This is a genomic window from Leisingera sp. M658, from assembly GCF_025144145.1.
In the GTDB taxonomy this organism is placed as follows: domain Bacteria; phylum Pseudomonadota; class Alphaproteobacteria; order Rhodobacterales; family Rhodobacteraceae; genus Leisingera.
The window spans coordinates 18,702-37,442 of the sequence record NZ_CP083547.1 but is presented as its reverse complement, the minus strand read 5'-3'; the positions used below and the strand labels follow the sequence as shown (position 1 = coordinate 37,442).

Here is an 18,741-nt window from a genome sequence, read left to right as displayed (position 1 = left end):
TTCAACATGTTAACCTGCAATTGCGAACAATGCCGGCCTTCTGTCAGAAACCCCGGACATCCGCCTGCAACCTGTAAATGAAGGAATCTATTGCAAAACACTGTGCGCATTGCGTATAGAAACGATAAATAAAGCGCTGACGCAAAACAGCGTTACTATCGAGAGGGCAGCAGTTGGCAGTAGCACTCCACATCAATCAGCGAATCCGCGAGAACGCGGAAAGCCTTAGTGCGGCTCTCGAAAGCCACATGCTGGCAAGTTTCGCGCCGGATGCAAAGAAGGAATTGCGTCTGTTCAGCGCCGGCGAAGCGGCGGAAATGCTGGGCATTTCCTCCAGTTTCCTGCGCAAGCTGCATTTTGACGGCAAACTGCCCGGGGTGCACACCACGCCGGGCGGGCGGCGCCACTATTCCGCCGCCGATCTGCTGGAAATGCGCAAGATCCTGGACGCCGCGGCCAAGACGCCGGGAACCTATCTGCGCGGCCGCCGTGAGGGCGACAAGGTGCAAGTGCTGTCCTTCCTGAACTTCAAGGGCGGATCGGGCAAGACCACCTCATCCATCCACACCGCCCAGCGGCTGGCGCTGAAAGGCTACCGGGTACTGGCAGTGGATATCGACCCGCAGGCGTCACTGACGACGCTTTTCGGCTATCGGCCAGAGGTCGATTTCCTTGAAACAGGGACGATTTATGACGCAATCCGCTATGAAGACCCCCTGCCCCTGCGCCAGATCATCCAGCAGACTTACTTCAGTGGTCTGGATCTGGCCCCCGGCGGGCTGATCCTGCAGGAATTCGAGCATGAGACGCCTCAGGCTCTTTTGAACAACGTTCAACCTGCGTTTTTCTCGCGCATGGCTGCAGCATTGCAGGAGGTCGAGAAAGATTACGATGTAATCATCTTCGACTGCCCGCCGCAGCTCGGCTATCTGACCATGTCGGCGCTCTGTGCCTCGACTGGCGTGATTATCACCGTGGTGCCGAACATGCTCGACATCGCGTCGATGTCGCAGTTCCTGCAAATGTCAGCCGAACTGCTGGATGTGGTGTCCAATGCGGGCGCCGCGCTGGAGTTTGATTTCCTGCGCTTCCTGATCAACCGGTACGAACCCAACGACGGACCGCAGCAACAGGTCGTTGCCTTCATGCGGCAGCTGTTCGGCGAGGAAGTCATGGTCGCGCCGATGCTGAAATCCACCGCGATTTCCGATGCGGGGCTGACCCAGCAGACGGTTTACGAGGTCGAAAGATCCCAGTTTCACAGGTCAACCTATGACCGTGCGGTCGATTCACTGAATCAAGTTAACGATGAAATAGAATCGCTCCTTCAACACGCATGGAGGCGTTGATGGCACGCAAAGGTATTCTCAGCACGGCCCTGAACAGCCCCGCAGCACCCGCTGGCGGGCCGAAACCCAAAATGATGCCGCGCGGCGCGGTCGGGGCGCTGCAATCCTCACTCAGCAAGCTGCAGGAAAGCGCCGTGCAGGAGATCGACACCGCGCTGATCGACGATGCGGGCTATGAGGACCGCCTGGGCATGGATGGCGCAGCTTTCAACCAGTTGAAGGACAGCCTGCAGACCTATGGCCAGCAAGTGCCGGTGCTGCTGCGCCCACATCCCAAGACACAGGGGCGGTTCGAAATCGTCTATGGCCGCCGCCGCCTGAAGGCCCTGCGCGAGCTGGGCATGCCCGTCAAGGCGATGGTGCGGCAGCTGGATGATCATGCGCTGGTGATGGCCCAGGGCCAGGAAAACACCTCGCGCCAGGACCTCAGCTTTATTGAAAAGGCCGCCTTTGCGGCGCAGTTGCAGGCGGATGGCTATGGACGGCAGACAATTGCCGCGGCGCTGTCGATCGACCTGCCGATGGTGTCGCGGATGCTCAAGGTCGGCACGGCCTTTGATTTGCCGTTCCTGCGGACGATCGGTTCAGCCCCCGGCATTGGCCGCGACCGCTGGATGATGCTGGTCAAACTGTTCGACGATCCTCCGTCACGGACCCGGGCGATCACCCGGACAAACCGGCCCGACTTTACGACCTATGACTCCGACGGGCGGTTCGAGGCGGTTCTGAAACATGCCCGGAACGTGCCGCAAGAACCCGAACCGGCCCCTGCCCCGCCGAAAATCCGCGCCCTGCCCGGCAACGGCGGCGCTGAGGTTGCAGGCATCAAAACCACCGCCAAGGGCATTACCCTGACAATCTCAGCCAAGGACGCACCCGGTTTCGACACCTGGTTCGACGCCCATGCAGAAGAGATCATGGAAGAGCTTCACGGCCGCTGGCAGCAAGACCAGCCCGAGCAGCCGGAAGACTGAGCAAGAGCAGAAACACTAAGGACAGGAGGCACGTAAACAGGCAAAAGAAAAGCCCCCCAGGACATTACATCCCAGAAGGCCGTTCTCAGATTTAGCACCTTTGGAATAGCCCTTCAGACTCGTCACTGTCAACTCCATGCACCGCATGGGGGCGGGAATTCTTTGTCTTTCGTGAAATTAACATGGAACAGACGTCCCAAATCGCATTTGGGCGGCAGGATCCGTGCGGCCGGCTGGCGGGTACCCACGACAAATGGGACCTTCTGGCTGCGCTGACGCACGCCGCCGCGGAATTTGAACTGAGCCACCGAACCCTGGGTGTGCTGAAGGCCCTGCTGACCTTTTTCCCCGACCGGGCACTGCCTGCGGAACCGGGCGGCGCCATTGTGTTTCCGTCAAACCGCAAGCTGATGGAGCGGCTGAACGGAATGCCCGAAAGCACCCTGCGCCGCCATCTGGCCGCCCTCACCAGGCTGGGAATTGTCAGCCGGAAGAACAGCCCCAACCGCAAACGCTATGCCCGCCGCAGCGGCGATGACATGCCGCTGGCCTTTGGCTTTGATCTGTCCCCCCTCGCATGCCATGCCAGCCGGATCTTTGACGCAGCGCTGGATGCCAAGGCCCGTGCCGAGCATCTGGCGGTTCTGCGCGACCGGGTTGCCGTGTTGCGGCAAGACCTGCAGGAACTGGCAGATGGCACGGCAGAGGCGCTGCTGGAAGCCGTACGCAAACTGCTGCGCCGCAAACCCTGCGAGGCCGAATTGACCCAAGCAGCAGACACGCTGCGCAGTGAAATTGCCAGCCGGACACCTGAAGAAACCCCGCTGGTCTCCAACCTGTCTGCACCCGTTTTGAGCGGCCCCGGCAGCCAGAATGAGCGGCACATACAGGATTCAATAAAAAAAGATTCTGACTCTGAAGGGATGCCGGTCGAACAGCCCTCGAAACAGCTTGGCAGTTCAGCCGCTAAGGACAGCAAAGCAGAGAAAAACAGTGAACTGGCCACCGTCCGGCGTGCCTGCCCCGAAGTACAAACCTACTTCCCCGGCGGTCTGCGCAACTGGCAGGATGCTGATCGCATAGCCGAGAATCTTTCACCGATGATCGGCATCGACATGCCTGTGCTCAGCGATGCCCGTGCCGCGATGGGCCGTCAGGACGCGGCTACTGCAGTGATGTGCATCCTGGAAAAGCTCAGCAGCATCCGCAGCCCCGGCGCCTATCTGCGGCGGCTGGCACAAAAGGCGCGAACGGGTCAGTTTTCTACCGCGCCAATGCTGAACGCGCTGCTGCAGGCAAGCCATTGCAAAGAAATTGTCAGCTGACAATTTTGGAGCCTAGAGGGTTTTCTTTGGGCGCTCAGGCGCGGATCTGTTCTCTCTCTGCTGCGGACGCTCTGCCAGACAGCCCGGCAGAGTACTGCTTGCATCATCGCTTCGGAGCAAAATTGTCAGCTGACAATTTTTGCCCACCGCTGGAATTCACGGCGAGGCAAACAGCAGGGTGTTTCCGGGCATAGAGGGACCGCATGGCAATCCGGCCCCCATTTTTTCCGGCGCCGGCCCGGGCATGATTGCAGAAATTGTCAGCTGACAATTTCTCATTTGCCGCACTGCCAGGGCAATTCAATCCATTGCCTTCGCCATCGCAGGAAGGCCACAGTGACGGGAACTTCAAAGCGAAAGGAACCCGCCGCGCCATGCTCTCTATCCTGCGCAACCGGACTTACCGGCATCTCTTCCTGGCCCAGATTGTGGCGTTGACCGGCACCGGCCTTGCCACCGTAGCGCTGGGACTGCTGGCCTATGATCTGGCCGGAGACCGCGCCGGGCTGGTGCTGGGCACTGCACTCACAATCAAGATGGTGGCCTATGTCACTGTTGCCCCCATCGCTGCCGCCTGGGCCGAACAAGTGAACCGGCGAAAGATGCTGATCACACTGGATCTGCTGCGGATGGCAGTTGCGGTTTGCCTGCCGTTTGTCTCTGAAGTCTGGCATGTCTATGTGCTGATCTTTGTGCTGCAGTCCGCCTCTGCGGGATTTACGCCTGCGTTCCAGGCCTCGATCCCCGATGTGCTGACAGAAGAGAAAGACTATACTCAGGCGCTGTCCCTGTCGCGGATGGCATTTGAGCTGGAGAGCCTGGCCAGTCCGATGCTGGCAGCGGCTCTGCTGGTTCTGGTGAGTTCCTCGACACTGTTCTGGGGCACTGCCGCGGGGTTTGCAGGGTCAGCGCTGCTGCTGCTGTCGGTCACCCTGCCGTCGCCCGAGCCCAAAGCGCCCCGGCCGGTCTGGCAGCGCACCACCCGCGGCATCCGGAACTATCTGCGGACACCCCGGCTGCGCGGGCTGCTGGCATTGAACTGGGTGGTATCGGCGATGGCGGCGATGGTGCTGGTGAACACAGTGGTGCTGGTGCGGGCAAACCTGGGGCAGGGCGAAAGCGCGGTTGCCTTGGCGCTGGCCGCCTTTGGCGGCGGTTCAATGCTGGCGGCCATGCTGCTGCCGCGGCTGCTGGAGCGGGTCCCCGACCGGACGGTGATGCTGGCCGGCGGCGCCCTGGGCAGTGCCGCACTTGCGGTGCTGTCGCTCAGCCTTTTTGCTGCGCCGCTGGGGTTTGCACGGCTGGCAATTGCCTGGGCGGTTATCGGCGTAGGATACTCAGCCGTGCTGACGCCCACGGGGCGGTTGCTGGCACGTTCGGCCCATGCGGCGGACCGGCCTGCGATCTTTGCCGCGCAGTTCACCCTGTCGCATGCCTGCTGGCTGCTGTTCTACCCGCTGTCGGCCTGGCTGATGGCCGCCTGGGGCGGGGGAGCGGCGATGCTGGCCTTGGCTCTGCTGGCAGCCGCGGGGCTGATCGCCGCGCACTGCCTGTGGCCTAAGGACAGCGCATCCCCCGTTGCGCATAGCCACCCCGATCTGCCGCCGGATCATCCGCATCTGCAGGGCGGCCACCCGCATATGCATCCGGTCATTATCGACGATCTGCACCCGCGGATCCCGCAGAAAGCGGGGAGATAGGGCAGGAGAGCTGCCCCATTTTATGACTAGACATAATCACCTAATTACGTAGTTTATTGCCGAAACGGCAGTAAAGGGACTTAGGGATTCTGTGACTGGGGAATTTGTTCTGACAGGCGCGCGCCTGGCCACTATGGCCGGGACGGAGGCGCCTTACGGGCTGATCGAGGACGGCGCGGTTGCGGTCTCCGGCGGCAGGATTGTCTGGGCCGGTCCGCGGGAAAAATTGTCAGCTGACAATTTTTCCTGGGAGCAGCGTGATCTGGGCGGACGGCTGGTGACACCGGGGCTGATCGACTGCCACACCCATATCGTCTTTGGCGGCAACCGGGCGATGGAGTTTGAGATGCGCCTGAACGGCGCCTCGTATGAAGAGGTCGCAAGGGCAGGGGGCGGCATCGTCTCGACCGTGTCGGCCACCCGCACCGCATCGCTGGAGGATCTGGTGCAGGGCGCGCTGCCGCGTTTGGACGCGCTGATCGCTGAGGGCGCGACAGTGGTTGAGGTGAAATCCGGCTATGGGCTGGACCGCGAAACCGAGCTGAACATGCTGCGCGCCGCCCGGCGACTGGCAGAGCTGCGTCCGGTGACGGTGAAAACCACCTTCCTTGGTGCGCATGCCACGCCCGGTGAGTACAAGGGCTGTGACGATGACTACATCGATCAGGTCTGCATTCCCGCCTTGCGTGCGGCCCATGCCGAAGGACTGGTCGATGCGGTTGATGGCTTCTGCGAGAACATCGCCTTTGCGCCCGCGCAGATCGAACGGGTGTTCAAGGCGGCACGGGAGCTGGGTCTGCCAGTGAAACTGCATGCTGAACAGCTGAGCCATCAGGGCGGCACGGCGTTGGCAGCACAATATGGTGCATTGTCAGTCGATCACGTGGAATACGCAACTGAAGATGACGCCAAGATGATGGCCGCCGCGGGCTCTGTCGCGGTGATCCTGCCGGGTGCGTTTTACACCATCCGCGAAACCCAGGCGCCGCCGATTGAGCATTTCCGCAGCCATGGCGTGCCGATGGCGCTGGCAACCGATTGCAATCCCGGCTCCTCGCCGCTGACCTCCCTGCTGCTGACAATGAACATGGGCTGCACCCTGTTCCGCATGACACCGGAGGAGGCGTTGGCAGGCGTCACACGCAACGCAGCCCGCGCGCTGGGGCTGACAGACCGCGGCCAGATTTCTGCCGGCATGCGCGCCGATCTGGCGGTCTGGGATGTGGAAAGCCCTGCCGAGCTGGCCTACCGCATCGGCTTCAACCCGCTTTACACCCGTATCTATGAGGGCAACCAATGATCGAGATGATCCCCGGCACAGTGACCCTGTCCACGCTGGAAGATATCTACCGTAACCTGACCCCGGCCAAGCTGGCGTCTTCGGCCCGTGAACCGGTGGAGGCCGCCGCGCAGATGGTGGCAGAGGCGGCAGCCGGACAAGAGGCGGTCTATGGTATCAACACTGGTTTCGGCAAACTGGCCTCGACCAAGATCGCACCAGAAGACACCGCCACCCTGCAGCGCAACCTGATCCTCAGCCATTGTTGCGGAGTAGGGGAGGCGCTGCCGGAGGATAAGACCCGGCTGATGATGACGCTGAAACTGCTGTCCATGGGCCGCGGCGCATCCGGCGTGCGCTGGCTGGTGATTGATCAGATCGAGCAGATGCTGGCGCATGGCGTGGTGCCGGTGATCCCGTCGCAAGGGTCCGTAGGCGCTTCGGGCGACCTGGCGCCGTTGGCGCATATGGCGGCGGCGATGATCGGGGCAGGGGAGGCCACGTATGACGGCACCCGCATGTCCAGTGCAGAAGCGCTGAAAAAAGCCGGGTTAGAACCTATTATTCTGGGTCCTAAGGAAGGTCTGGGACTGATCAACGGCACGCAATTCTCCACCGCCTGCGCCTTGGCCGGGCTGTTTGACGCCTGGCGCATGGCCGAGGCCTCGATGACCATTGCTTCGCTTTCCACCGATGCCATCATGGGCTCCACCGCGCCTTTGATTGCCGATATCCATGCCTTGCGCGGCCATGCCGGCCAGATCGACGTGGCGCGCGAGATGCGCGGCATCATGGAGGGGTCTGAAATCCGCGAAAGCCACCGTGAGGATGATACCCGGGTGCAGGATCCCTATTGCATCCGCTGCCAGCCGCAGGTGGTCGGTGCGGCATTGGACGTGCTGCGGATGGCTGCGAAAACGCTGGAGATCGAGGCCAACGCTGTCACCGACAACCCGCTGGTGCTGGTGAACGAAGGCCGCATCGTCTCGGGCGGCAACTTCCACGCCGAATACGTGGGCTTTGCTGCTGACCAGATCGCGCTGGCAGTGGCCGAGATTGGCGCCATCGCGCAGCGCCGGGTGGCGCTGATGGTCGACCCGACCCTGAGCCACGATTTGCCGCCGTTCCTGACGCCTGATCCGGGGCTTAACTCCGGCTTCATGATCGCTGAGGTGACCACCGCCGCTTTGATGAGCGAAAACAAGCACTTGGCCAACCCCTGCGTGACCGACTCGACGCCGACCTCGGCGAACCAGGAGGACCACGTGTCGATGGCTGCCCACGGCGCGCTGCGGTTGGCGCGGATGAATGCAAACCTGTCGGTGATCCTGGGCGTTGAAATGCTCTGCGCCGCACAAGGGGTGGAGGCGCGCGCGCCGCTCAAGACCTCAGCGCGCCTGCAGGACGTTCTGGCGATGCTGCGCGCGGATATCCCCGCGCTGGCCGAGGACCGCTATCTGGCCCCGGACATCGAAGATGCGAGCGCGATGGTGCGCGCGGGCCGCGTGGCGGATGCCGCAGGTGTGAAGGTGACAGCATGATCGAGGTGACCCAAGGCGCCTCGCCGCTGGTGCTGGGCTTGCCCCACACCGGCACCGATGTGCCGCCGGAAGTCTGGGCCTGCCTGAACGAGACGGGCAGGGCGCTGGCCGACACCGACTGGCATATCCATGACCTTTACGCCGGGCTGGTGGAGGAGGTGACAACCGTTCGCACCCCCATCCACCGCTACGTGATCGACGTGAACCGCGATCCCGGTGGTATCAGTCTCTATCCGGGGCAAAACACCACCACTTTGGTACCGCTCACGGATTTTGACGGGTTGCCGATCTGGAGCGATGGAATGGCGCCGGACGAGGCAGAAACCGCCCGCCGCCGCGATGCCTATCACGCGCCCTATCACGCGGCGCTGGCGGCAGAGCTGGAGCGGGTGAAGGCGGTCCACGGCTTTGCCATCCTCTACGATTGCCACTCGATCCGGGGCGACATTCCGTTCCTGTTCGAGGGCCGCCTGCCGGACTTCAATGTCGGCACCAATCTCGGCGCCACCTGCGACCCCGAAATCGAGGCGCTGACCTTGGCCCATTGCGCAGCGGCGGAGGGCTATACTTCCACCCTCAACGGGCGTTTCAAGGGCGGCTGGACCACCCGCCATTACGGGCGGCCCGCAGATGGTCTGCACGCCATCCAGATGGAGCTGGCGCAGGCCACCTATTGCCAGGAAAGCCCCCCCTGGACCTATCTGCCGGAGCGCGCCGAACAACTGCGCGCCCATCTCACCAAAATTCTGACTGATCTCAAAAACTGGAGGCCCTCGGCATGAGCGATCCCCGCAAGAACACCCGCGACATCTTCCCGCCCACCGGCCCGGAAATCACCGCCAAGTCCTGGATGACCGAGGCGCCGATGCGGATGATGATGAACAACCTGCATCCCGATGTGGCCGAAAACCCGCATGAGCTGGTGGTCTACGGCGGCATCGGCCGCGCCGCGCGCACCTGGCAGGATTTCGACCTGATCGTCGAGACCCTGAAGAACCTGGAAGAAGACCAGACCCTGATGGTGCAGTCGGGCAAGCCGGTCGGCGTCTTCCAGACCCACAAGGACGCGCCGCGGGTGCTGATCGCCAACTCCAATCTGGTGCCGCATTGGGCCAATTGGGATCATTTCAACGAGTTGGATAAGAAGGGCTTGATGATGTACGGCCAGATGACCGCAGGGTCCTGGATCTATATCGGCACCCAGGGCATCGTGCAGGGCACCTATGAGACCTTTGCCGAGGCCGGCCGCCAGCATTTCGGCGGCAGCCTCAAGGGCAAGTGGATCCTGACCGGCGGTCTTGGCGGTATGGGCGGCGCGCAGCCTTTGGCGGCTGTCTTTGCCGGGGCGAGCTGCCTGGCGGTGGAGTGCAATCCGGACAGCATCGATTTCCGCCTGCGCACCAAATACTTGGACGAAAAGGCCGAAACCCTGGACGAAGCGCTGGAGATGATCGAGCGCTGGACCAAAGCGGGGGAGGCGAAATCCGTGGGCCTTCTGGGCAACGCGGCAGAGATTTTCCCGGAGCTGGTGAAGCGTGCGGAAGCAGGCGGCATCCGCCCCGATATCGTGACTGACCAGACCTCGGCGCATGACCCGGTGAACGGCTACCTGCCGCTGGGCTGGACCATGGGCGAATGGAAAGAGCGCCGCGAGAACGACAAGAAAGCGGTTGAGAAAGCCGCCCGCGCCTCGATGAAGGTACAGGTTAAGGCGATGTGCGATTTCCACGCGATGGGCGTGCCCACGGTGGATTACGGCAACAACATCCGCCAGATGGCGCTGGAGGAGGGGCTGGAGAACGCATTCGACTTCCCCGGCTTTGTGCCCGCCTATATCCGCCCGCTGTTCTGCCGCGGCATCGGTCCGTTCCGCTGGGCTGCACTTTCGGGCGACCCGGAAGATATCCGCAAGACCGACGCCAAGATGAAGGAGCTGTTCCCCGAGAACGAAGGCCTGCACCGCTGGCTGGACATGGCGCAGGAGCGCATCGCATTCCAGGGTCTGCCGGCGCGGATCTGCTGGATCGGCCTCGGCGACCGCCACAAGGCGGGCCTTGCGTTCAACGAAATGGTCCGCACGGGTGAGCTGTCGGCGCCAGTGGTGATTGGGCGTGACCATCTGGATAGCGGCTCGGTGGCGTCGCCCAACCGCGAAACGGAATCGATGCTGGATGGCTCGGACGCGGTGTCGGACTGGCCGCTGCTGAATGCGCTGCTGAACACCGCGTCGGGTGCCACCTGGGTGTCGCTGCATCATGGCGGCGGCGTTGGCATGGGCTTTTCGCAGCATTCCGGCGTGGTGATCTGCTGTGATGGCAGTGACGACGCCGAGCGCCGCATCGGGCGCGTTCTGTGGAACGATCCGGCAACCGGTGTGATGCGCCATGCGGATGCGGGATACGATATCGCCAAGGACTGCGCGCGCGAGCATGGGCTGAACCTGCCCGGCATTCTGGGGTGACAGAGAAAGGGCAGCAATCCGGTGCGGATTGCAGCCCATTACAATCAATTCCCCTGGGCCGTTTTCCGTACCAGAGAGCGGCCCTTTTTACCTGTTGCGCCAGTGCAGGCCGTGCATCAGCAGCTGTCGCTGCACCCGCCCCGGATAGTCTGTGCAGATTGCATCCACGCCGAGGGTTATCATTCGTTCGATGTCCTGCGGTTCATTTACTGTCCAGACAACCGTCAGCAGTCCCAGTTCGCGGGCACGGGCCAAGGATTGCGCTGTGATGTCCAGGTAGTAGGGGCACCAGAACCGCCCCCGGGCGGCGGCAACGCGGTCGGGCAGGTCCAAAGCGGTGCAGCTCGCCACCGGGTTCACCGCCTTGGAGGAATCCTCGCCCGCGTCGGCGGCGTTCTTGGGCAGCTGGGTCAGGAAGGAAGCGGGCATTTCAGGTGCAGCCCGCTGGCAGAGGGCCAGCAGGTCCCAATCAAAACTGTGCAGCACGGTGCGGGGCTGCATCCCGGCCTGGCGCACTTCTGACACTACTGCTTCGACCAGTGTTTGGCGCGCGGCGGTGTCCTCCATCAGGTCCGGGTCGGATTTGATTTCCAGCAGCAGATGCACGTCCTGATGCTGCGGCTGCTGCAGCAGCGCCAGCAGGTCCGCCAGGCGGGGAATGCGCAGGCCGGTCAGGAAGGCCTGATCGGGGAACCGGCGGCCATAGGCGCTGGCACCATCCAGTCCGCCCACATCGTAATCCTGCAAGTCCGCAAAGCTGAGGGCAGAGACTTTGGGTTCCGCGCCTTGCAGCCAATTGCCGTTCCCATCGCGGACCATCGACCGGGTCAGATGGTGGTTGTGGGTGATCACAACCACCCCGTCGCTGGTGGCGGTGACGTCCAGCTCCAACAGCTCCACCCCGGTTTTCAGGGCGAACTCAAAACCCTCCATGGTGTTTTCCGGCAGCACGCCGCGGGCGCCGCGGTGGCCGATCAGCCGGATCACGCCCGGCGCTGCGGCAAAGGCAGGGATCTGGGGGAAGGCCATCAGTCCGCCAGACGCTTGCCGGAGGCGGTATCGAACAGATGTGTCAGCGCGGGCGTGGCCGAAAAGCGGCGGATGCTGCCGATGCTGTCGCTGGCGTGGCCTGGAACGCTGGCGGTCAGGGCGTGTTCGGTGCCCTGCAGGTGCCCGTGGATCAAAGTGTTGGCGCCCAGCTGCTCCAGCAGCTCCACCTGCAGCGCGATCGGGCCTGCGGGATCGTCCGCCAGATGTTCGGGGCGCAGCCCAAGGGTAACGGCGCTGTTGCGGCGGGAAGACACAGCCAGCACTGTGCCATCGGGCAGGGTGGCGCGGCCGGCGTTCAGATCCGCAGGCAGGAAATTCATCGCCGGGCTGCCGATGAACCCCGCCACAAACACCGAAGCCGGATGGTCATACAGCTCAATCGGGGTGCCGAATTGCTCGACATAGCCGCCGTTCAGCACCATCAGCCGGTCGCCCAGGGTCATCGCCTCGACCTGATCATGGGTCACATAGATCGAGGTCACCCCCAGGCGCTGCTGCAGCTTGCGGATTTCCAGCCGCATCTGCACCCGCAGCTTGGCATCCAGGTTCGACAGCGGTTCGTCAAACAGGAACACTTGCGGGTCGCGCACAATGGCGCGGCCCATCGCAACCCGCTGGCGCTGGCCGCCCGACAATTGGCGCGGCTTGCGGTCAAGGTATTGTTTAATCTCCAGGATCTCCGCCGCCTCTTCAACCCGGCGGTTGATCTCGTCCTTGGGGAGTTTACGGATTTTCAGGCCGTAGGCCATGTTCTGGCGCACCGACATATGCGGATACAGCGCGTAATTCTGGAACACCATGGCGATGTCGCGCGCCGAGGGCTCCAGCTCGTTCACTCGGCGCCCGCCGATGGAGATTTCACCGGAGGTCACGCTTTCCAGCCCCGCCACCATCCGCAGCAGGGTGGATTTTCCGCAGCCCGAGGGGCCGACGATGACGATGAATTCGCCATCGTTGATACTGCCTTCGACATGGTGCAGCACCTCGGTCGGGCCGTAGGACTTCACCAGATCTGTGAGTTGAATGTCTGCCATTTCCCGCGCGCCTTACTTATCGGTTTCCGTCAAGCCCTGCACAAAGAGCTTTTGCATTGCGATGACCACAAACACCGGCGGGATCATCGCCAGAAGGGCCGTGGTCATGATGATGTTCCATTGCGGGCTTTGCTCGGCCGCTTCCAGCATCTGCTTGATCGACATCACGATGGTTGTCATCGAGGTGTCGGTGGTGATCAGCAGCGGCCAGAGGTACTGGTTCCAGCCGAAGATAAACAAGATCACAAACAGCGCCGCGATATTGGTGCGCGACAGCGGCAGCAGGATGTCGAAGAAGAACCGGAGCGGCCCGGCGCCGTCGATACGGGCGCTTTCCAGCAGCTCGTCCGGGACGGTCAGGAACACCTGGCGGAACATGAAGGTCGCGGTGGCGGAGGCGATCAGCGGGATCGACAAGCCCCAGTAGCTGTTCAGCATGCCAAGGTTTGCGACCACCTCAAACGTGGGCAGGATCCGCACCTCGACCGGCAGCATCAGGGTGATGAAGATCATCCAGAAAAACCCCATGCGGAACGGGAATTTGAAGTAGACGATGGCAAAGGCGGACAAGAGCGAAATGGCGATCTTGCCGGTGGAGATCATCAGCGCCATAGCCAGGGAATTCAGCAGCATCAGCCAGACCGGCGCCGTCTCCGTCCCGCTGAGGCCGGAGCCGAACAGGGTCTGCTTCATGTTCTCGAGGAAATACTCCCCCGGCCACAGCGGCAGCGGCGCCTGGTTCATGCGCAGCTGGTCATGGGTGGAGGCGACAAAGGTGATCCACACCGGCAAGGCAATCGCCAGAACGCCAAGCACCAGCACCAGATGGGTGAGGAAGGTAACCAGGGGGCGGTTTTCGACCATCAGTATGCCACCTTTCTTTCTACAAAACGGAACTGGACCACGGTCATGGCAATCACCAGCACCATCAGCACCACCGACTGCGCCGCGGAGCCGCCAAGGTCGAGGCCGACAAAGCCGTCGTTGAACACCTTGTAGACCAGAATGGTGGTTGAGGTGCCGGGGCCGCCCTGGGTGACGGCGTGGATGATGCCGAAGGTCTCGAAAAAGGCGTAGACCATGTTGATCACCAGCAGGAAAAACGTGGTGGGCGAGATCAGCGGGAATATGATGGTCCAGAACCGGCGTGCGGGGCCTGCGCCGTCGATGGCGGCGGCCTCGATCACCGAGTTCGGGATCGACTGCATGGCGGCAAGGTAGAACAGGAAGTTATAGGCGACCTGCTTCCACGCCGCGGCGAGGATCACCAGCGCCATCGCCTGATTGCCGTTCAGATAGTGGTTCCAGGTGATGCCTGCGAATTCCAGGAAATAAGGGAAAATGCCAAGGGTGGGGTTGAACATGAACACCCACAGCGCCCCGGCCAGCACCGGGGCCACAGCATAGGGCCAGATCAGCAGGGTGCGGTAGAACATCGCGCCGCGCACCACCCGCTGGGCAAAGCCCGCCAGCAGAAGCGCCACGCCCATCGACAGCCCCGCCACCAGCAATGAGAACACTGCGGTACGCTGAAAACTGGCTAGGTAATGGCTGTCCGACCACAGGATTTCGAAATTCTCGAACCAGACAAATTCGGTGCCAAGGCCAAAGGCGTCTTCGATCAGGAAGGACTGATACATCGCCTGGCTGGCGGGCCAGATGAAAAACACCAGCGTGATAAGGATCTGCGGGGCGACCAGCAGGTAAGGCAGCGCCGAGGTTGGGAAATGCACCCGTTTGAGCATGAAGGGCCCCAGTCAGGAAAGCGGCCCCGCCGCCCCGGGGAAGGGGCGGCAGGGACAGGTCGTCAGGATGGGTTAGGACGGGTTGGCGGTGCGCTCGAACCGGCGCAGCAGGTCGTTGCCGCGCGACACTGCAGCATCCAGCGCGTCCTGTGCGGTTTTCTCGCCGCCCCACAGCGCTTCCAGCTCTTCGTTGATCACATCGCGGACCTGAACAAAGTTGCCATAGCGCAGGCCGCGGCTGTTGGCGGTGGGGGTGTTCAGGCTCAGCTGTTTGATCGCGGTGTCGGTGCCCGGGTTGCTGTCATAGAACCCCTGTTCCTTGGACAGTTCATACGCCGCAGTGGTGATCGGCACATAGCCGGTCTCCTGGTGCCACCAGGACTGCACCTCGGGCGAGGACAGATAGGTCAGGAACTTGGCGGTGCCTTTGTATTCCGCCTCGTCATGGCCCTCGAGCACCCACAGGGTGGCGCCGCCGATGATCGAGTTCTGCGGCGCATCGGCAATGCTGGTATCCAGCGGCAGCATGGACTGGCCGAATTCGAACTGGGCCTGCGAGGAGATTGAGCCGTAATAGGCCGAGGAGTTCATCCACATGCCGCATTCGCCGTTGGTGAACATCGGCAGGCTGTCGCCGCGGCGGCCGCCGTAGACAAACAACCCGTCCTTGCCCATGGAAGCGACGTCATCCAGTCGCGCGGCAACCTGTGCGTTGTTGAATGTCAGCTCGGTGTCGAACCCGGCAAAGCCGTTTTCCTTGGTGCCGGTGGGCAGGTTGTGCCAGGCCGAGAAGTTCTCGATCATCACCCAGGACTGCCAGCCAAAGGAGACGCCGCATTTCATGCCGTTATCAACCAGCTTCTGCGAGGCGGTCTTGACCTCGTCCCAGGTGGTCGGAACCGCGGCGCCGGCTGCGTCCAGCGCGTCCTTGTTGTACCACAGCACCGGGGTGGAGCTGTTGAAGGGCATCGACAGCAGCTCGCCCTCGGGGGTTTCATAGTAGGATACCACCGCAGGCAGGAAGGCGTCGCCGTCAAACGGTTCGCCTGCGTCGTTCATCAGCTTTTCAACCGGGTAGATGGCGCCTTTGGCGGCCATCATGGTGGCGGTGCCGACCTCGAAGACCTGCACAATCTGCGGGTGTTCCTTGGCGCGGAAGGCGGCAATCGCCGCGGTCATGGTTTCGGTGTAGTTGCCCTTGTAGACGGGCACCACCTTGTAGTCGTCCTGGGTGGCGTTGAAGTCTGCGGCGATCTTGTTGACGCGTTCGCCATTGGTGCCGCCCATGGCGTGCCACCACTGAATTTCGGTTTCTGCAAATGCGGTGCTGCCAGCAACGGCCAGAACGGCCGAGGCGCAGAGCATGGATTTGATCGGCATGAGCTTCTCTCCCAAGGTTGGCTATGGCGATAGCTTTTGTCCGGCGGGAAAGATAATTCAAGCAAAAGTTTTTTGACAAATTTCATAACATGATGTTATGCGATGGCGTGTCATTCTTGCTTGGAAAGCGGCTAACCCCTTGAAATTCAAACTCCGCCAGCTTGAGGCTTTTCAGGCCGTTGCCCGTACAGGCTCTGTTACCCGCGCCGCTGAAAGCCTGGGGATTTCCCAGCCGGCCGCCAGCCGTCTGCTGTCTGATTTTTCAAAAACAGTGGCGGTGGATCTGTTCACCCGCAAGGACGGGCTGCTGATTCCCACGTCTGAGGCGCGCTATCTTCTGTCTGAGGTGGGCCGGGTGTTCGACAGTCTGAACCACCTGGAGGAACTCAACCGGGACTTGACCGAGCGCACCGCCGGCCATCTGCGCATCGCCTGTCTGCCGGGGTTTGCCACGGCGCTTTTGCCCAAGCTCTTGGCCGGGTTCCTGGAGCACCGCCCCGGCGTGCGGCTGACGCTGGAGCCGGACCGGCCCGAGCGGATTTTGGAATGGATCATCGGCGAACAATACGACTGCGGCATCACCGACGGGTTTGCTGCCCATCCGGCAGTGGAAAACATCGACATTCCGGTGCGCACTGTCTGTGTGCTGCCGCAGGATGACCCGCTGGCAGAACAGGATGTTATCACGCCCCGCGATCTGCAGCACCGCAAGATCATCCACACCCGCCGCGACAGCCCGTTTTTCCGCAAGCTGCACAAATCGTTTTCCGAGGCCGGGGTGGAATTGAACAGCTGGATCGAGGTGCGGCAGTTTTCCACCGCCTGCATCATGGTTGGCCAGGGGCAAGGGGCATCCGTGGTCAGCGCCCTGGATGCCGAGCAGTTCCGCGGCCAGGGCATTGCCATCGTGCCCTTCGCCCCCGAGCTGCATCACCGGCTGTCGATCCTGCGGCCGGTGTCGGGCAGCCGGTCGCTGCTGGCGCTGGACTTTCTGGACGCCTTTACCAACAGTCTGGCGCCGTTCCGCGCCGATCTGGACATGGCGCGGGGCTGAGGGTTATTCGCCGCCCTTGTAATAGCCGATCACGTCATTTTCGGTGGTGGCGCCAAGGCCGTTCAGCAGGCGGTTGGAATAGTTGAAATAGGCGCAGACCTGGTTCACCTCCAGGATCTCGCCATCGTCGCAGCCCGCGATCTTGAGCACCTCAAAATCCGATTTCACCATCTTGCCCGCATCCGTGGTCAGCTTGGCCGCATAGCGCAGCAGGGCCAGTTCCTTGCCCTGAAACGCATCCTCGGGGCGGTGGGCCTTGAGCGCGGTAAAGATCCGGTCGCTGCGCGGCTGGTCTTTCAGCAGGTTGCGCACGTTCATGAAATGATGTGTCAGCGAATAGCTGCAATCGTTCAGGATCGAGGTGTAGCTGGCGATGACTTCCAGGAACCAGAACGGCAGTTGATTGTCGTCAGAGTGCAGCACTGACCGGTAGAGCGTCACATGGCCGTTCATCGTTTCGGGCCGCAGCGAATGCACCCGCATCACGGTGTCGACGGTGCCATGCGGCGTGCGCGCCTTGTCCAGCAATTCCTTAAGCCGCCCTGTGGCCTTTTCGTCCGGGATCATCTCAATCCATGCGCTCATATGCTCTCTCCGCGGTTTCCGGGGGCAGGATAGGGGAAGGGACGTCCTGAATGACAGTAGAAAATTCTACTGGCGTGAAATTTCTCTGGATCGGAGGGGGCGGCTGCGGGTAACATCCGCGTGAGGATCCAGAGGGAGAATTGCGGGATGCAGGATGCGGGTTTGCGCAGGGGCGCCGAAAATCTGCTGGTGACCTGCGGCGGCTTGCGCGCCGGGGACCATCTGCTGATCCTGCAGGAAGATCCTGCGAGCGGCTATTACGACGCGGCGATTGCCGGGGCGGTGCTGGACAGTGCCCGTGCGCTAGGGATCAAGGCACAGGCCGAAATGCTGCCGTTTGATCCGATGGGCGCCGCGCTGCAATCTGACCTGGTGGCACGGATGAAGGCTGCGGACCGGGTGCTGTTCCTGTCGCGCTGCGGTGATCAAATCCGGTTCAATGCGGAAATGCAGGGGATCCGCCCGATCATGTCTTATGCGCTGGATGCGGGGATGCTGGCCTCCGGCTTTGGCCGCGCGAACTATCAGGGGTTTGTGGCGCTGAAAGATGCGGTCAATGCGCTGATGGCGTCGGCGCAGCATATCCGGGTGACCTGTCCGCTGGGCACGGACTTCAGCGGGCCGGGTGCGGCTTATCCCAAATCCGGCGCTGCGGATGTGGCCGTCACACGCTTTCCGATGTCAGTCTTTGCGCCGGTGCCCGTGCAGGGGTTTTCCGGGGTGGTGATGCAGGATGGGTTCCTAGTGGGGACCGGCTCGAAATTCTATGACCCCTACGGCTGCGATCTGCGGCAGCCGCTGGCGGTGCATTTCGAGGGCAGCGTTTTGCAACGGTTCGAGGGCGATGAGATGGACGTGCATTGCGCCCGGATGCATTACGCACGCGTGGGGCAGCAGTTCGGTCTGGATCCGATGACCATGCATTCCTGGCATGCCGGTATCCATCCGGGCTGTGCCTATGGCATGGCGGCAGCTGAGAATTACGAACGCTGGAGCGGCGCGGCCTTTGGCAACCCGCGGCTGATGCATTTCCACACTTGCGGGCATTACGCACCGGGGGAGATTTCGCTGAACGTGCTGGATCCGACAATCGAAGTGGACGGCGCGGCGGTCTGGATGGATGGTGTGTTCGACCCGCATCTGGTGCCGGGCGGGGCGGACGTTCTGGCGCAATTCCCCTGTATCCGGGCGGTGTTTGACGCGCCTGCGCAAGCGGTGGGGCAGGGGCCGGGCGGGCGGCTTGCCGGCTGAAATCCGGCGCGGG

The 18,741-nt window shown here is 62.3% G+C and carries 16 protein-coding genes; 10 read left to right on the top strand and 6 right to left on the bottom strand.

Annotated elements, in window-relative coordinates:
• Positions 1 to 173 precede the first annotated feature (173 nt).
• The 8 genes from repA to hutU all read left to right on the top strand — a co-directional run bounded on the left by repA (position 174) and on the right by hutU (position 10,629).
• On the top strand, positions 174 to 1,349 hold the full coding sequence (gene repA, locus K3724_RS21320; protein ID WP_259992863.1) for a plasmid partitioning protein RepA: 1,176 nt from the start codon (positions 174 to 176) through the stop codon (positions 1,347 to 1,349).
• Complete coding sequence (gene repB, locus K3724_RS21315; RefSeq protein WP_259992862.1) at positions 1,349 to 2,323, top strand: plasmid partitioning protein RepB; 975 nt, start codon at positions 1,349 to 1,351, stop codon at positions 2,321 to 2,323. The genes repA and repB overlap by 1 nt, the downstream gene beginning before the upstream one ends.
• Before the next feature lie 182 nt (positions 2,324 to 2,505).
• Complete coding sequence (repC, locus tag K3724_RS21310) at positions 2,506 to 3,648, top strand: plasmid replication protein RepC (protein WP_259992861.1); 1,143 nt, start codon at positions 2,506 to 2,508, stop codon at positions 3,646 to 3,648.
• A 374-nt stretch (positions 3,649 to 4,022) separates the two neighbouring features.
• Positions 4,023 to 5,348: an MFS transporter gene (locus K3724_RS21305; RefSeq protein WP_259992860.1), complete on the top strand. Its 1,326-nt coding sequence runs from the start codon at positions 4,023 to 4,025 to the stop codon at positions 5,346 to 5,348.
• Between the two features lie 133 nt (positions 5,349 to 5,481).
• Positions 5,482 to 6,648, top strand: coding sequence for an imidazolonepropionase (hutI, locus tag K3724_RS21300; protein WP_409201429.1), 1,167 nt, complete (start codon positions 5,482 to 5,484; stop codon positions 6,646 to 6,648).
• Positions 6,645 to 8,168, top strand: a complete 1,524-nt coding sequence (gene hutH / locus K3724_RS21295) for a histidine ammonia-lyase (protein WP_259992858.1) — start codon at positions 6,645 to 6,647, stop codon at positions 8,166 to 8,168. Before hutI ends, hutH begins: the two co-directional genes overlap by 4 nt.
• Positions 8,165 to 8,950, top strand: coding sequence for an N-formylglutamate deformylase (gene hutG / locus K3724_RS21290; protein ID WP_259992857.1), 786 nt, complete (start codon positions 8,165 to 8,167; stop codon positions 8,948 to 8,950). Before hutH ends, hutG begins: the two co-directional genes overlap by 4 nt.
• A complete protein-coding gene (gene hutU / locus K3724_RS21285; RefSeq protein WP_259992855.1) occupies positions 8,947 to 10,629 on the top strand; it encodes a urocanate hydratase in 1,683 nt (560 codons plus the stop codon). The genes hutG and hutU overlap by 4 nt, the downstream gene beginning before the upstream one ends.
• An 87-nt stretch (positions 10,630 to 10,716) precedes the next feature.
• Here the strand turns inward: hutU and K3724_RS21280 are convergent, their stop codons facing one another.
• The 5 genes from K3724_RS21280 to ugpB form a co-directional block, all read right to left on the bottom strand.
• Positions 10,717 to 11,658, bottom strand: a complete 942-nt coding sequence (locus K3724_RS21280; RefSeq protein ID WP_259992853.1) for a glycerophosphodiester phosphodiesterase family protein — start codon at positions 11,656 to 11,658, stop codon at positions 10,717 to 10,719.
• The gene (locus K3724_RS21275; protein WP_259992851.1) at positions 11,658 to 12,713 is read right to left on the bottom strand and encodes a sn-glycerol-3-phosphate import ATP-binding protein UgpC; all 1,056 of its coding nucleotides are present in this window, start codon (positions 12,711 to 12,713) and stop codon (positions 11,658 to 11,660) included. Before K3724_RS21275 ends, K3724_RS21280 begins: the two co-directional genes overlap by 1 nt.
• Before the next feature lie 12 nt (positions 12,714 to 12,725).
• Positions 12,726 to 13,577: a sn-glycerol-3-phosphate ABC transporter permease UgpE gene (ugpE, locus tag K3724_RS21270; RefSeq protein ID WP_259992849.1), complete on the bottom strand. Its 852-nt coding sequence runs from the start codon at positions 13,575 to 13,577 to the stop codon at positions 12,726 to 12,728.
• On the bottom strand, positions 13,577 to 14,458 hold the full coding sequence (ugpA, locus tag K3724_RS21265) for a sn-glycerol-3-phosphate ABC transporter permease UgpA (protein WP_259992847.1): 882 nt from the start codon (positions 14,456 to 14,458) through the stop codon (positions 13,577 to 13,579). Before ugpA ends, ugpE begins: the two co-directional genes overlap by 1 nt.
• Positions 14,459 to 14,530: 72 nt before the next feature.
• Entirely contained in the window at positions 14,531 to 15,838 is a 1,308-nt protein-coding gene (ugpB, locus tag K3724_RS21260) for a sn-glycerol-3-phosphate ABC transporter substrate-binding protein UgpB (protein WP_259992845.1), read from the bottom strand.
• Between the two features lie 139 nt (positions 15,839 to 15,977).
• Here ugpB and K3724_RS21255 point away from each other — a divergent pair, with 139 nt between their 5' ends.
• Complete coding sequence (locus K3724_RS21255) at positions 15,978 to 16,892, top strand: LysR substrate-binding domain-containing protein (RefSeq protein ID WP_259992843.1); 915 nt, start codon at positions 15,978 to 15,980, stop codon at positions 16,890 to 16,892.
• Between the two features lie 3 nt (positions 16,893 to 16,895).
• Here K3724_RS21255 and K3724_RS21250 read toward each other — a convergent pair whose 3' ends face one another.
• Positions 16,896 to 17,477 (bottom strand): carboxymuconolactone decarboxylase family protein, encoded by a 582-nt coding sequence (locus K3724_RS21250; RefSeq protein ID WP_259992842.1) that lies wholly within the window; start codon positions 17,475 to 17,477, stop codon positions 16,896 to 16,898.
• Between the two features lie 147 nt (positions 17,478 to 17,624).
• On the opposite strand from K3724_RS21250, the gene K3724_RS21245 reads away from it, so the two are divergent.
• Entirely contained in the window at positions 17,625 to 18,728 is a 1,104-nt protein-coding gene (locus K3724_RS21245) for a hypothetical protein (protein WP_259992841.1), read from the top strand.
• Positions 18,729 to 18,741 lie beyond the last annotated feature (13 nt).

Excerpts from the sequence above, each read along its gene's own strand:
- ugpA (WP_259992847.1), bottom strand. The coding sequence starts at position 14,458 with ATGCTCAAACGGGTGCATTTCCCAACCTCGGCGCTGCCTTACCTGCTG.
- K3724_RS21280 (WP_259992853.1), bottom strand. The coding sequence starts at position 11,658 with ATGGCCTTCCCCCAGATCCCTGCCTTTGCCGCAGCGCCGGGCGTGATC.
- K3724_RS21305 (WP_259992860.1), top strand. The coding sequence starts at position 4,023 with ATGCTCTCTATCCTGCGCAACCGGACTTACCGGCATCTCTTCCTGGCC.
- hutI (WP_409201429.1), top strand. The coding sequence starts at position 5,482 with ATGGCCGGGACGGAGGCGCCTTACGGGCTGATCGAGGACGGCGCGGTT.
- ugpB (WP_259992845.1), bottom strand. The coding sequence starts at position 15,838 with ATGCCGATCAAATCCATGCTCTGCGCCTCGGCCGTTCTGGCCGTTGCT.
- repB (WP_259992862.1), top strand. The coding sequence starts at position 1,349 with ATGGCACGCAAAGGTATTCTCAGCACGGCCCTGAACAGCCCCGCAGCA.
- ugpE (WP_259992849.1), bottom strand. The coding sequence starts at position 13,577 with ATGGTCGAAAACCGCCCCCTGGTTACCTTCCTCACCCATCTGGTGCTG.
- K3724_RS21245 (WP_259992841.1), top strand. The coding sequence starts at position 17,625 with ATGCAGGATGCGGGTTTGCGCAGGGGCGCCGAAAATCTGCTGGTGACC.
- repC (WP_259992861.1), top strand. The coding sequence starts at position 2,506 with ATGGAACAGACGTCCCAAATCGCATTTGGGCGGCAGGATCCGTGCGGC.
- hutG (WP_259992857.1), top strand. The coding sequence starts at position 8,165 with ATGATCGAGGTGACCCAAGGCGCCTCGCCGCTGGTGCTGGGCTTGCCC.
- hutH (WP_259992858.1), top strand. The coding sequence starts at position 6,645 with ATGATCGAGATGATCCCCGGCACAGTGACCCTGTCCACGCTGGAAGAT.
- K3724_RS21275 (WP_259992851.1), bottom strand. The coding sequence starts at position 12,713 with ATGGCAGACATTCAACTCACAGATCTGGTGAAGTCCTACGGCCCGACC.
- hutU (WP_259992855.1), top strand. The coding sequence starts at position 8,947 with ATGAGCGATCCCCGCAAGAACACCCGCGACATCTTCCCGCCCACCGGC.
- K3724_RS21250 (WP_259992842.1), bottom strand. The coding sequence starts at position 17,477 with ATGAGCGCATGGATTGAGATGATCCCGGACGAAAAGGCCACAGGGCGG.